11 protein-coding genes are annotated in these 14,285 nt (G+C 57.0%); 2 read left to right on the top strand and 9 right to left on the bottom strand.

Annotated features, from left to right (window positions below):
- Positions 1 to 157 precede the first annotated feature (157 nt).
- Positions 158 to 1,423 (bottom strand): urea ABC transporter substrate-binding protein, encoded by a 1,266-nt coding sequence (urtA, locus tag ACA064_RS28105; RefSeq protein ID WP_497671036.1) that lies wholly within the window; start codon positions 1,421 to 1,423, stop codon positions 158 to 160.
- 340 nt (positions 1,424 to 1,763) lie between these two features.
- On the opposite strand from urtA, the gene ACA064_RS28100 reads away from it, so the two are divergent.
- On the top strand, positions 1,764 to 6,395 hold the full coding sequence (locus ACA064_RS28100) for a DUF4329 domain-containing protein (protein WP_497671035.1): 4,632 nt from the start codon (positions 1,764 to 1,766) through the stop codon (positions 6,393 to 6,395).
- Positions 6,396 to 6,511: 116 nt separating this feature from the next.
- Here ACA064_RS28100 and ACA064_RS28095 read toward each other — a convergent pair whose 3' ends face one another.
- The 8 genes from ACA064_RS28095 to cbiE form a co-directional block, all read right to left on the bottom strand.
- The gene (locus tag ACA064_RS28095; protein ID WP_497671034.1) at positions 6,512 to 7,894 is read right to left on the bottom strand and encodes a PepSY-associated TM helix domain-containing protein; all 1,383 of its coding nucleotides are present in this window, start codon (positions 7,892 to 7,894) and stop codon (positions 6,512 to 6,514) included.
- Between the two features lie 140 nt (positions 7,895 to 8,034).
- Complete coding sequence (locus ACA064_RS28090) at positions 8,035 to 8,466, bottom strand: DUF2946 domain-containing protein (protein WP_497674349.1); 432 nt, start codon at positions 8,464 to 8,466, stop codon at positions 8,035 to 8,037.
- Between the two features lie 27 nt (positions 8,467 to 8,493).
- Complete coding sequence (locus ACA064_RS28085; RefSeq protein ID WP_497671033.1) at positions 8,494 to 8,973, bottom strand: copper chaperone PCu(A)C; 480 nt, start codon at positions 8,971 to 8,973, stop codon at positions 8,494 to 8,496.
- A gap of 48 nt (positions 8,974 to 9,021) precedes the next feature.
- Positions 9,022 to 9,423, bottom strand: coding sequence for a DUF2946 domain-containing protein (locus tag ACA064_RS28080; protein WP_497671032.1), 402 nt, complete (start codon positions 9,421 to 9,423; stop codon positions 9,022 to 9,024).
- 229 nt (positions 9,424 to 9,652) lie between these two features.
- Entirely contained in the window at positions 9,653 to 9,778 is a 126-nt protein-coding gene (locus ACA064_RS28075) for a hypothetical protein (protein ID WP_497671031.1), read from the bottom strand.
- Positions 9,779 to 10,088: 310 nt separating this feature from the next.
- Positions 10,089 to 10,826, bottom strand: coding sequence for a cobalt-precorrin-6A reductase (locus tag ACA064_RS28070; protein ID WP_497671030.1), 738 nt, complete (start codon positions 10,824 to 10,826; stop codon positions 10,089 to 10,091).
- The gene (locus ACA064_RS28065; protein WP_497671029.1) at positions 10,823 to 11,920 is read right to left on the bottom strand and encodes a cobalt-precorrin-5B (C(1))-methyltransferase; all 1,098 of its coding nucleotides are present in this window, start codon (positions 11,918 to 11,920) and stop codon (positions 10,823 to 10,825) included. Before ACA064_RS28065 ends, ACA064_RS28070 begins: the two co-directional genes overlap by 4 nt.
- Positions 11,913 to 13,124 (bottom strand): precorrin-6y C5,15-methyltransferase (decarboxylating) subunit CbiE, encoded by a 1,212-nt coding sequence (gene cbiE, locus ACA064_RS28060; RefSeq protein WP_497671028.1) that lies wholly within the window; start codon positions 13,122 to 13,124, stop codon positions 11,913 to 11,915. The genes ACA064_RS28065 and cbiE overlap by 8 nt, the downstream gene beginning before the upstream one ends.
- Before the next feature lie 378 nt (positions 13,125 to 13,502).
- On the opposite strand from cbiE, the gene ACA064_RS28055 reads away from it, so the two are divergent.
- Entirely contained in the window at positions 13,503 to 14,249 is a 747-nt protein-coding gene (locus ACA064_RS28055) for a hypothetical protein (protein WP_497671027.1), read from the top strand.
- Positions 14,250 to 14,285 lie beyond the last annotated feature (36 nt).

Genomic DNA, 14,285 nt, shown 5'->3' with positions numbered 1-14,285 from the left:
TGGCCTTGCGCGGACTAAATGTGGGAGCGGGCTTGCTCGCGAAAGCGGTGTGTCAGTCACATGTATGTTGGATGTGCCGCCGTCTTCGCGAGCAAGCCCGCTCCCACAGGAGTTGTGTCGGCACCGAGCTTTGTGCTCGGGCCCGACATCCAGTGACTCAGTTACTCTTCACCGCATAATCCGGCTTCTTGTCGTTCCCCGGAATGAACGGGCTCCATGGCTCGGCGCGGATCGGGCCTTCGGTCTGCCAGACCACCGAGAACTGACCGTCAGCCTGGATCTCGCCGATCATCACTGGCTTGTGCAGGTGGTGGTTGGTCTTGTCCATGGTCAGGGTGTAACCCGACGGCGCGGCGAAAGTCTGGCCGGCCAGGGCTTCACGGACTTTGTTGACGTCAGTGGATTTGGCTTTCTCAGCTGCCTGCGCCCACATATGGATGCCGACGTAAGTGGCTTCCATCGGGTCGTTGGTCACGGCTTTATCCGCGCCCGGGAGGTTTTTCTTCTTGGCGTAGGCTCTCCAGTCGGCGACGAATTTCTGGTTGACCGGGTTCTCGACGGACTCGAAGTAGTTCCACGCCGCGAGGTTGCCCACCAGCGGTTTGGTGTCGATGCCACGCAGTTCTTCTTCACCCACCGAGAACGCCACGACCGGGACGTCGGTGGCTTTCAGGCCCTGGTTGGCCAGCTCTTTATAGAACGGTACGTTGGAGTCGCCGTTGACCGTGGAGATGACCGCCGTCTTGCCACCGGCCGAGAATTTTTTGATGTTGGCCACGATGGTCTGGTAATCGCTGTGGCCGAACGGGGTGTAAACCTCTTCGATGTCCTTGTCCGCGACTCCTTTGGCGTGCAGGAACGAGCGCAGGATTTTGTTGGTGGTGCGCGGGTAGACGTAGTCGGTACCGAGCAGGAAGTAGCGCTTGGCGCTGCCGCCTTCTTCGCTCATAAGGTACTCCACCGCCGGGATCGCTTGCTGGTTCGGTGCCGCCCCGGTGTAGAAAACATTCGGCGACATCTCTTCGCCTTCGTATTGCACCGGGTAGAACAGCAGGCCGTTGAGTTCTTCGAACACCGGCAATACCGATTTACGCGATACCGAGGTCCAGCAACCGAATACCACCGCGACCTTGTCCTGGGTCAGCAACTGTCGGCCCTTTTCGGCGAACAGCGGCCAGTTCGACGCCGGGTCGACGACCACCGGTTCGAGCATCTTGCCGTTGACGCCGCCCTTGGCGTTGATCTCGTCAATGGTCATTAGCGCCATGTCTTTAAGCGAAGTTTCAGAGATCGCCATGGTCCCCGACAAGGAGTGCAGGATCCCGACCTTGATGGTCTCGGCGGCCTGGATGCTCCAGGTCATGCCCATCGCGGCAATCGATGCCGACAGAGTGAAAGCCTTGATCAAGCTACGACGCTTCATTGTGCGATCTCCATGAACTCAAGTTTTTTTGGTTGGCAGATACGGACGCTGAAGGAGCTTTAGCAAGGGTTGTGCCTAAGGCGGCAGGGTCGTGTTTTTGGGGATGTCGTGAGTGTATTTCTGCCACAGTCGCACCGGGTTGGCGCTTGATGAGGGGGTGGTGCGCGGGCATGCACTTATTTAGTGCCCGGCAGTGCTGCTGTATCCAACGGGCACAGTACTTATATATCTATTGCCATTGGGTGCCCGGAAAAGTTGAAAGTACAGTTCATTCCTCCTGTGTGCGTGGCACAGGAGGCGTGAATTTATCTAATTGATTTTTTATGGAGCAACAATTGTTATGGATAATCCGGAACAACCCCTTCAAGAGTTCAGACCCAACACCACGGTTGCGTTTCCAGCCCTCGGCCCCGCCTTTATCAATCCGGACGATGCGGCTTATTGGGCCCATCTACAGATTGGCAACAAGCGGGATATGGAGTATGGCGGCGTGATAGTGAAGCGTCTCGCGGACGGCAGATATCTCGCTACTCAACCCCACCCGGGAGGATCCCGGAGTTTCAACGTGCGATCAATTCTGTCCACGGACTCACAGGATAGCCCCCTATTCCCTGATGGCTTTAGCTGTTGTGCCATTTATCACTCTCATGACAGAGCGTCGGAAGGGGAGAAACTGTATAAAAATGTATTCTCAAAACAGGATCAATATCTGATTCTCCGCTGGAGATTTTTTGCGCGCGCCCATTACTTGTCTGGACCGAGTGGCTCCTTGCTCAAATACACCTCGAGTGGAACGGCTGCTGAGGATGCTTACCTTGCACTCCTTCATGAGTCTGTGACCAAGGGCGTGCGAATTGAAGGTTCGAGGTTCGCCGAGGTGGGAGACTTGCGTTTGCTGGTGACCAGTCCCGTGTGGGGAGTTGCACGTGGGAAAATCATCATCACCGGGACCTCAGCCGACAGACCCTTTCCGACCACCGCGCTGACTGACCAGCAGCCGTTTTTTACACAGGTATTTGATCAGTCAGCCAAGGCCGTCGATGCCGTACTTGGCATTGCGGGTGCCAAATCCAACGGCGGCTGCATGGGGTTCATCCTCAAGGCAGTAGGCAAGGATGAATACGTCGCAACCCTTCCGGTTGCCGCCCTCGCACCGCTGTTTTCGCCGACGGAACTGTTTCCCTCACGCGCCAACGGCGGCCCGAAGCTGCCCTCTAACTTCCGGATTGACGGCATCTACTATCGGTCTCTACCGATGCCGGCTCAACAGCCAGCCAAACAAGCCTGGTTGTATGAGAACTTCTTTTCCCCGGCGGAACTTGCGGCGGCTATCGCTCAGTCGCGTAAAGACACCTATCTGCAGGATGGTCAGCGCGGGTTGACCCTCTATATGCAGGCCAGAGATAACGCACTTTTGAGTTACAAGTGCTCCGGATCCGAGAGTGAAACCGAACTGAGTGTTATCAGGTCAGACGGGATTGTTGAAGATGGCGGTACTCAGGCCAGGTTAATGGCGGGGACCCTGACTACACGTGACTTTGTTTTGCAGGTGGCGAAAGCTGGCGAGTTGTTAGTGGTGCAGCCCGGTAAGGTCTGGGACAGATTGGGAGTTGTGGGGTTGGACTCGGCACCTTTCGCCACCTTTCAATGGCCAGTGCTGAGCCCGGTATTTCTTTCGGCGGATGATGCCGCGCGTTATGTCCATGCAAGGATCGCAAACAAGCGCGATCGTGAATATGGCGGCTACATTTTTCAGCGTAAAGATCAACGGTTTGTTGCCTCTGAACCAATGGAAAGTGTTGCGAGTTCGCTGGCTTATGGTCTGTTCTATCCGACGGACAACAGGAAACTTTCAATTTTTCCCGAAGACCATGTCCTGCACGCGAGGTATGGATCTCATAAAGCACTCTCCATGATCGATTCGGCAAAAGTGGAGGCGTTGAACTGGTCGCGCCAAGAGGCCGATGTCAGTGCCCAAATGTTCCGCGACGAGGAAATAAAGGAAATAATCCTCAGGGATTTGCCTGTCTATCTCTCTGCCGCCGAACACAGTTTTATCATGTTCAAGCCCGGTTCCCCTCAGGCTCAAGAGCCATTGCGCCAGCGCTTGAGCACAAAAAACCGCACCGGGAAGATCGCTCTGGAGCTGGAAAACGGAACAATAAAACCCAGCGACGTCGTCAAAGAGCTGGCTGCGGCCGGTGATTTGCGCGTTGTGATAAGCAGTGACCTTTGGGGCGCAGTGGGTAACGTGTCAGCGCAATGGGCTCCTTTTCTCGCAAAAAAACCACGTGAGGTTCCCCGGCAGGTTGCTTTCGGAGCGATTTTTTCCAGTGCGGATGAAGCCGCCGAGGATATGGATTCCCGGGGAAGTGGCAGCTATGACACCGAGCAGACTTCCTTTGGTTTTATCCTGAAGCATAAGGACAAAGAGGAGTACATCGCGACGGAGCTCGTTCCTGTCAGTGGTGTCAGGGACAAGCTCTTCTCGTTAACGAGTTTGTTCGGTATTTCACGTCAAGGCTCGTATTCGTTTCCGCCGGGTTTTGAACTTGATGCCTACTTCTACTCGAAGCGTGGGATCGAGGGCTACCCGGCAGGCCCCAAAACCTGGTTGAAGCAGTACTTTATTGATCCCATGGATTTGTATGTCGTTGTCTATAACGCCCAGCGTAGGTCCGTGATCAGGCCCGACAGGGTGTGTCCTGTCTATATATCAACACTGGAGGGGGCGCTGCTGAAGTATCTGCCTCGTCCCTCGACCAAGCTGTTTGATAACGACACACCGAATATGGGGCTGGAGGTTATCCAGAGCAATCTGGCCAACGGTGCGTTGACCCCCACGGATTTCGTCAGGGTTGTTGCAAAAAGTGGCCAACTCAGCGTGCTGCGCAGCAGTCTGTGCTGGGACAGAAAGGGGGCGGTCGACACCCACTGGTTTCGTTATATGAACTTGCAACGTCGCCCACTCAGTCCGGCTTTTTTAACGGCGGATGACGCGGCCCGCTATGTTCGTGCACAACTGTTTGCTCGGCGTGACAACGCTTATGGCGGTTTGATTTTGCGGCGCCCGGACGGCTTCTATCTTGCGACCGAACCGGTCCCGGTTCCAAGAGAGGACTTTGACTTCAGCTGGATATTTCCGGACGAGAGTACCATCACCGGCCAATTTCCGGCAGGCTGCGAAATTGTTGCGCGTTATCGTTCCCGGACACAGAAAGAGCTGCCTTTTTTATTGTCTCAGACCGAGAAACAGGTATACCTCAACATGTTATCAACGAAGACGTTGAGGACTGCGTTTGGTCGAAGGCGCGATCGTATTAATGAGTATTTGATCGGTCCCGATGGTTCGTTGATTCGCTATCTGCCAGATGTCTTTACCATAGGTGTTTTCGATATGGAAAGAAACTTGGTCGACTACCACTTGCTGCCCGATACCCTCAAAGCCAACTCAATCAAATACCAGATTCATACGGGGGTGCTGAAACCCAGTGAGTGGATCAATCGCTTGGGGTCAATGGGTACTTTGCAGATTGTTGTGGGGAGCAAGTTGTGGGGGCCAGCCCGATGGGCAATAACCTGGACACCCAATCCCGAGCCTGTGCTGTCAGAAACCGGCTACTCCAAGGCAATTACCGAACCGGCCTACAGTCCGGTATTCGCTCAGGAGAAGGGCGCGGCGCGCTATGTCCATGAGCAGGTGGGGAGTCGTGACGCACTGGAGTTTGGGTTCATTTTGAAATACTCGCGGGGGGATATCTATACCGCGAGTATGCCTCTGGAGGCTGAGGGTTCGAACTTTGCGTATGACCGTGTATTTCTCGATGGTTGTTTACCTTACCGCTACGACGTGCAGAGCCTTTATTTGTGTGCAGAGAAATCGCCGGTCAACTTGCCGGACGAAGACCATCGGTACTTTTTCTCTCCGATGGATGTACAGCGTGCGCGTGTTCGCGCTGACACCCCCCAGGGATTCAAACCGATCTACTTCTCGTGTGCCGATGGCGCCTTGTTGAAATTCAAGCTTGATTCCTTTGACCCCGAGCTGTCGTTGGATAAATTTGGCCAAATCGAGTTCAGGCCTAATCCATTTGCTTCACTTGAACAGGCGCAGAACGATCAGCGGGATATAACGAGTGGAGTATTCAAACTCAGTAGTTACATTCAGCGCATGGCCAAGGCCGGCAATTTGGAAGTACTGATTACAAGTCCTTATTGGTCCCGCCAAGGTAACGTTTCACCGGACTGGAAGCCGCGTATGGCACCGGCTGCTCCTGCCGAACTAGAGACAGGCAGACCGGTGCTGGCCCTGGGACCGATTTTTCACCATGCCGATGATGCTGCTCGCTATGTCCAGCTGAGAGCGGGCGGCCTTGACTGTACTGAAACCGCGTATGAAAGTGCCATTCTGACTGACTCGGGCGGAACTTCTTTCGTCCCGCTGGAACCATTAGTGATACCGGTGAATACCGATCAGGTCCTTGAGCGTGTCTTTCGCACGACGCCTCCTGATAAAACTCCTCGGTTTCCCGAGGGCTATAAACTCGTGGCGACCCACCAACTGTATCAGTCAGGAAACTCCCTGAATGCTGATGACCCTGAGTCGGTACACAACAACTTTATTTCGTCGTCTCTCCTGCATGCTCATACGTACGGCCCAAAAGCCAAAGGGTTTGCTATCAGTGACCACTATTATTCGTCACCGTATGGGGCATTGCTCAGGTACACACCTGTCTATTCGACAGCTGAAGAAGCGTTGCTCTTGACGAAACAGATCAGCTTTTCCGACGGTCATTGGGTCACGCACCTCTCGGCAGGGGAGTTCATCTCCAGCCTGGCTAGCTTTGGCCATTTGCGGGTGTTGGCTGCTGGTGGCTATTGGCAGCAGATCGGGCGTGTCGGTGCTGACTGGAGGATTAGCCGTCAGCACAAATCCGAAGAATCAACAGTACGAACCCGGGACGAATTATGAGGTGATGAAAAGCTGCTCTTGAGCGCAATGACTGAAGTTCGGTCAACGTTAAACCGCCCCCTTGGATATCACCTCCAAAGGGGCTTTTTAACGCGCGGCGACTGTTTCCGCTGTCTTCAGCTTGAAGATGAAGCGGCCTCAGCTTTCCCGATCAGCCGCGACAGCAGCACCCGATCGAGAATCCACACCACGATCAACGACGCGCCCACCAACGGAAATGCCACCGCCAACGCAAACATGATGACCATCGCGGTTTTCCACTTCGGCAGGTCATGGCGCAGTGGCGGAACACCGAGCCGACCTTGCGGGCGACGTTTCCACCAGATCACCACACCGCTGACCGCACTGAGCAGAATCATCAGGCATACCAGCAGCACGGCTATCTGATTGACCGTGCCGAACATCTTGCCTTCGTGCAGCATCACGCCGACTTCCGTGGCGCGGGCGACGGTGTTGTAGTGCTGCCAGCGCACATCGGCGAGCACCTTGCCGGTGTATTGATCGACATGCAGGGTGGCGTCGTTGCGCGGGTCGTCGGCGAACACGGCGATGGTGAACACACCGCTGGCGGTGGTCGGGAAAGTGATGCTGTAGCCGGGTTCGACCTGGCGCTGTATGGCGATGTTCTGCACGTCTTGCAAGGCGATGGTCGGTGCGGCCGGAGCGCTGCTGGCTCCCCCGTGAGCCATGTGTTCGGCATGGTCGCCGGACACTGGCATCGGCGTGTTCTCCATCGCCCATGGCACGGTCTGACGTGTCGCGGTATTGAGGCTGCGGGCCTCTTGATCGGACTTGGGCACCTCGTTCCACATGGCTGCCGGGAAGCGATTCCAGAGGTCGGCGTATTGCTTGCCCCAGACGCCGGTCCAGGTCATGCCGCTGAGCAGCATCACCAGCAGCAACGCCGCGCCCCAGAAACCGGTCACCGCATGCAGGTCACGCCAGAACAGGCGGCCGCGATTGCTCAAGCGTGGCCACAACACACCAGCCGACGACGTGCCGCGCGGCCACCACAGGTACAGGCCGGAAATGACCAGCATGATGCCCCAGCCGGCAGCCAGTTCGACCAGTCGATCACCGACGGTGCCGATCATCAACTCACCATGGATGGCACGGGCGATGGCTTGCAGATTGCTCTTGGCGTCTTGGTCGCCGAGGATTTCCCCGCGATACGGATCGATGAATACGTTCAGTTCATTACCGTCGTTTTGCATCACGAACTGCGCGCTGCGCGCGGCATTGACCGGCGGCAGGTATTGGGTGACCTGCCCCTGTGGATAAGCGACCTGTACACGCCTTAATTGCTCATCGGCACTGAGGGTGTGATGACCGGCGGGGACGTTCAGCAGGTTGCCGTACATCAACGGGTCGAGTTGGGGTTTGAACAGGTAGATGATCCCGGTCAGGGCCAGCATCACCATGAACGGCGCGACGAACAGCCCGGCATAGAAATGCCAACGCCAGGCCAGGTTGTAAAAAGACACTTTAGGTGGGTTCATCAGACGCGCTCCGCGTTGGCGTGGATCTGTTTTTAGTTGTCTGGTTTTTGACCGCTTCGCAGTCATTTGCTTAAACAACACGGCCAGCAGCTTATGGCTGTTTTTTCTACAGTCGGCCGGGTGATGTGAGGTGCGGGGGTTTACCTGACGATGGGCGGGGCGCGGGTGCGGGCGCCGGGGAAGACCGTCTGCCGGGCATGACCCAGGCGCGGGGAAGGGCTGATGACAGTTGATGTTGGCGGTATGTCGAACGCCGCGAACGACAAGCCGCCGGGCAGCGCCGGGCAGTTGTACAACAGGCCGCAATACCCGCACTTCTCCCAGAGCATCTGCTGCTCGGCGGACGCCTTGGCGGGTTTGCAGTGGTGTTGCGAAGTGTCGTGGCAGCCGGGCTCGTCGATGCGCATGTCCATCGACATGTTCATCGGCATGGCGTGATCCATCGGCATCGCCTGGGAAATCAGCGGACCGATAAAGATCATCAGCATGGCGAACAGACTGATCCAGCTGCCACGCTTTAATCGCAATGAGCGATGGCGCGGTGCTGATCGCCTGACGCTTGGCGAACGCAGAGTGTTCACAGGCGCTTCAGGCTGTGATTACTGGACGTGCGCGTGCTTTTCGGAGCCGGCGGGTGCCTGCTTCTGCACCGCGACTTCAACCGTCACGTCGCCGGACTTCTCGAAATGCAGGGTCAGCGGGAAGCGCTTGCCGTCACTCAGCAGGCTGCGGTCTTTGAGTTCCAGCAGCATCACGTGGTACGCCATTGGGGCGAAGGTGACTGCACCGCCGGCAGGGATTTCCACGCTCGGTACCTGCTGCATTTTCATCAGCTCGCCTTGCTTCACATGTTCGTGCAACTGGGCGATGCCTGCGATCGGCGAGTCCACGCTGAGCAGGCGATCGGCGGTTTTGCCGTTGTTGTGAATGACGAAATAGGCCGCGACAGTCGGGGCATTCGGCGGCAGTTCCTGCGACCAGGGGTGAGCGATCTGCAACTCGCCGGCAACGTATTCGTGAGCATTGGCAAAGCAGGCAGGCAACAGCAACGCGGCTAGAAGCAGTGTTTGTTTCAACATGACAGTTCTCCAGAACGATTCAAAACGCAGATCAATTGCGAGAAGAAATCAGACCAGAGGCGAGGCGCGGGGATTGAGACTCGGCCATTGCTGGCGCGGAGTGGGCGTTTCGACGGTGGGTGGTGGCAGGCTTCTATTGGATTCCAAACGCGCGAAATACAGCAGCGGCACATGCCCCGGCAACGCCACCAACGGCGCCGAACCTGAACAACACCAGCAATGCTGCATGTTGGAGTGGTCGTCGTTTTGCGGGGCCTTTTGCTCGAGCGTGCCCAAGGAAATCGCCACCAGCCGGGTGCCGTTCGAGGAACAGAAGCTGCCCCATAACAACTGCTCGGCCGGCGACTGATTCGCCGCCTGGGCCATCGTCCCGGAAATAGGCATGGCGAGCATGTTGAACAGCACTGCGAAGCAGGCGATCCAGGCAAATGCAAGCCGTTGTCGGGACATGGTCAAATCCGGTTGTGGACGATCAAGTGGGGTATTTAGCCTGATCAGGGTCGATAAGTAAAAAGCCCGCGTGCGGTCTGGTGTCGCAACGTCTTGGTCAGCAGGTGCAAAAGCCTGTGTGCGACTTCCGGTTCGCCATTTTGAAAGAGTGTAGCGGCTTCGATTCGTAATGCCTGGGCGAATCTCGGGTCTTGCTGGATTCGTGTGTCGATGGTGTGCATGACGTCCTTCAATCCAAGCGAGTCAAGCTTCCATCGCCCGAATCTTCTTCCTTGCAAGCCTTCAGATAGGCGGACATCTCTAAAGGTGTCTGGAGATAATCGGTGACATTGAAGCGGGTAAATTTTTCAGTCATACCGAACCTCTGAACACGAGTCTTGAGGCACCTGTTTTTTACAGGTGCTGATGCTCAGAAATATTGGGCTAGGGCTTCTGGCTTAACAACTCGGTCATTTCGGGTAAGGCTGTCTGTAAATTCTGCCTGGTTTGCAAGGTTCAAGCTTTGCATTGCTCGCAAGGCAGTATTCGCGGGCAAGTCGGATCGCCGCACCGCCGCTCCCACAGGGGTTTGTGTTTGGCACAAATTCATTGATCGACGCGGACCAATGTGGGAGCTGGCTTGCCTGCGATCGAGTGCGCAGCGCTCGCAACTGCCGCGCAGAAGTTCACTGGGGTAGAAGATAACCTTGTTGCATAAGCGCCTCGAGCGTACTGGCGACAGTCCCAAACTCCCGCTCAACCCCCACCAACTCCGGCCGCTTCAAAATCAACACCGGCACCCCACGTTCCCGCGCCACTTCCAGCTTGGGCTCGGTGGCGGTGCTGCCGCTGTTTTTGCTGATCAGCACATCTATCTGTCGCCGTTCAAACAGCTCTCGTTCATCGTCCAGCAGAAACGGTCCACGGGCGCCGATGACTTCGCAGCGCTCATTGCCGGGATACTGATCGAGCGCGCGCAAGGTCCAGAACTGCCCATCCGGAATTTCATCCAGATGCTGCAGCGGCTCGCGACCAAGGGTGAACAGTGGGCGTTTGAAGGGTATGAGCGCTTCAACCAGTTCGGCCCATTCACTGACTTCCCGCCAGTCATCACCCACCTGCGCTTGCCATGCCGGACGCCGCAATGCCCAGCAGGGGATGTTGCTCAGTTGCGCGGCGGTCGCGGCGTTCTGGCTGATTTGCGCGGCGTAGGGGTGGGTGGCGTCCAGCAGCAAATCGATGCCCTGGTGCTGGATGAACTGCGCCAGGCCCTCCGCGCCGCCATAACCGCCGACCCGGACCTGACAAGGCAAATCCGTTGGCACTCGACCGACGCCGGCCAGGCTATAGATATGCTGCGGGCCAAGGGTGCGGGCGATCGCCAAGGCTTCAGTCACACCCCCCAGCAATAACAAACGTTTCATTGAAAAGCTCCTGCATGACCGACGATGCCACCCTGACGATCGATGGCAAACACCTCGACCTGAACCCGCGGCGGGACAACGCTACGGGCAAAGTCCAGGGCGTGCTGGCACACGGCATCACCGAGGGCGATCCCCGCAGCGCTGGCCATGGCCAGTGCCTGTTGGCTGGTATTGGCCTGCGTGATGTTGTGCTGCAATACGTCATCAGCGCCGACGTCTGCAGCCCACTGCGCCAGTTGCGGCAGGTCGATGCTCGAATGACGGCTATGCAAATCCATATGCCCGGCGGCGAGTTTGCTGATCTTGCCGAAACCGCCGCAAATGCTGAGTTTATCCACCGGCACTTTGCGCAGGTGCTTGAGTACTGCGCCGACGAAGTCGCCCATCTCGATCAACGCGATTTCCGGCAGGTCGTAGACCCGGCGCATGGTGTCTTCGCTGGCGTTGCCGGTGCAGGCGGCGATATGCATAAAACCATTGGTCCTGGCGACGTCGATGCCTTGATGAATCGATGCGATATACGCCGCGCAGGAAAACGGCCGGACAATGCCGCTGGTGCCGAGAATCGACAGCCCGCCGAGAATGCCCAGTCGAGGGTTCATGGTTTTCAGAGCCAGGGCTTCGCCGCCCTCGACATTCACCGTGACCTCGAAGCCGCCGTCGTAATTGCGCTCTTGCGCCAGTTGCAGCAGGTGATCGCTGATCATCTTGCGCGGCACCGGGTTGATCGCCGGTTCGCCGACGCCCAGGACCAGGCCCGGCCGAGTGACCGTGCCGACCCCAAGTCCCGCGTTGAAGCGGATACCCGGTTCGGCATGCAAGCGCACGTGGGAATAGAGCAACGCGCCATGGGTGACGTCGGGATCGTCACCGGCATCCTTGATCGTCCCGGCCTCGGCTCCTCCCGCGGCGAGGCGGCAAAACTCCAGGCGCATCTGGACCTGCTTGCCTTTGGGCAGGACGATTTGCACCGCGTCGTGGCTGATACCGCTGAGCAATAAGCGGGCGGCAGCGAGGCTGGTGGCAGTGGCGCAGCTGCCAGTGGTCAGGCCGCTGCGCAGGGGCGCGGGTTGTTCGGCGGTTTCGTCACGCATCGAAGGGCTTCGCCACTTCCAGCAAGGTAATCGGCAATGTCTGGCGCCAGGTATCGAAGTCCCCCAAGGGCTGCGCCTGAGCGATATGAATGCGGGTCAGCTCGCCGCCATGCTGTTCGCGCCAGGTGATCAGGGTCATTTCGCTTTGCAGGGTAACAGCGTTGGCCACCAGCCGGCCGCCGGGCTTGAGTTGCTCCCAGCAGGTGTCGAGCACCCCCTCGCAGGTGACGCCACCGCCGATAAAGATCGCATCCGGTCGCTCCAGGCCGGCCAGCGCTTGCGGAGCGCTGCCGCGAATCAACTGCAAACCGGGCACGCCGAGGGCATCGCGATTGTGTTCGATCAATTGTTGGCGACCGTCATCGGCCTCGATGGCCAGAGCGCGACAGCCGGGATGAGCGCGCATCCATTCAATCCCGATCGAGCCGCTGCCGGCACCGACGTCCCACAACAACTCACCGGGTACCGGAGCCAGGCGGGCGAGGGTGATGGCCCGCACATCACGCTTGGTCAATTGCCCATCGTGCTGGAAGGCCGAGTCCGGCAGCCCGGCCAGTCGCGATAGGCGCGGTGCATCGGGTTCGGCGATGCACTCGATGGCGAGCAGATTCAGATCGGCGACGCTCGACTCGTTCCATTCGCGGGCAATCCCCTCGATACGTCGTTCCGCGGGGCCGCCCAGATGCTCCAGCACCGTGAGCCGGCTCGGCCCGAAACCCCGTTCACGCAACAGGGTGGCGATGGCGGCGGGACTCTGGCCATCGTTACTCAGCACCAGCAAACGAACTCCGCTGAACAATTGCGCACTCAGGGCCGCCACAGGGCGGGCGACCACCGAAAGCGTCACCACCTCTTGCAACGGCCAGCCCAATCGAGCCGCCGCCAGCGAATAAGAGGACGGAGCGGACAACACCTGCATCTCATCGCTCGCCACCCGTCGCGCCAGGCTGGCGCCGACGCCAAACAGCATCGGATCGCCGCTGGCCAGCACGCACACCGGTTCACCGCGTTGCGCCAGCAGCGGTTCCAGGGAGAATGGGTTGGGCCATAGTTGACGCTCACCGCGGATGCAGACCGGCAACAAATCCAGTTGTCGCTGGCCGCCAAAAATCCGTGAAGCGCCCAGCAGTGCGCGTCGAGCGTTCTTGCCCAGACCGCTGAAGCCGTCTTCACCGATACCTACTACCGTTAGCCAAGGGGGCATACCAATCCTCTACTCCAAAAAAAGTGTCGCAGGCTTGTCAGGTGACCCCAGCTGAGGCGACATGATACTCCGGCTTGAATGGGTTTACCTTTTTCGCGTACAGCCCTGAGGTACGCCAGCCCAAAAGTTGTTAGCAACACTGAGCGATCAAGACCGAATACACAGTTCTGGACGGGCAATGCTGTTGTCAGGCCATATTTTAATGGGATATAAGTGTTCTGGGAGGAGGGGGTGAACGTTTACGTCTTGATATAAAGATAGCGGTGGTGGAGTTGAGAGCTGTGGGAGAAGAGACTACTCTGCGAAGATGAGTTTTTAATTGGTGTTTCTGCATGGTAAGAAATAAAGAATGGAGAAGTACCTGACGGAGAAATGTGTATGAAGTTTGTTGATGAGGAAGACGGTGTTCAGTCCTCTCGTGAAAGCGACAAGCGTAGCTCGTTAATGGGGCTCTCTGCGCAAGATGCTGACGAGTCCACGCCAAACAATAAATCGCAAGGCGCCGTGGTACTGGGTGATAACCTGCTGTCTTATGTGGCTGGTTTGTCCCGAGACGACAAACGGAATGTTCATCGCTGTATAAGGTTTGCGAGGTACAGCGCTGATAAGAAATTCAAAGGCGACAGCCTGTCAGGCGAGTGGTTTGTCTATTATGCGTCGGTTCTTCAGTTTCTGGGCTGGGAGCCAAAGCAGAAGAGTGTTGTTGAAATTGTTTATTCTGATTTTTCCGGGAGCGTAAGGCAGGCATATTTAAACGCACTACGTGTCAGTGAAAAATCGTCAGTTGCGGATGTGACTGTTCGGACTTTCAGTGCGTTAAGTGATGACAGGATTGCTCTTGCTACGTTTGCTAGAGAAACTCGAGAGGGTGAGAACTTCCATATTGTACCGATTCAATATAATGCTCAGGGGAGTCTCGAGTTGAGAGCGAATCATTTCAGATTGTTCGCCTTGTCCAAGAGGGAGGACTTCCTGTTTTTCAACTGGGAGGAGGAAACGGCCAAATTGTCTCAACATTATGGGCGATTCACGCTCGACAAAAAAGCTTTCGCAGAGAAGAAAGACTTTCTGGACAGAAGAATCCGAGAGATCGCGCTCGGCACGTTCTGTGCGCTAAACCTGTAGAGCACCAACTGGTTTACAGAGGTCGCCAGCCATAGC

This window comes from Pseudomonas sp. LBUM1658, from assembly GCF_059716055.1.
The sequence above is the reverse complement of the archived record's forward strand: the minus strand, read 5'-3'. Positions and strand labels throughout refer to the sequence as shown.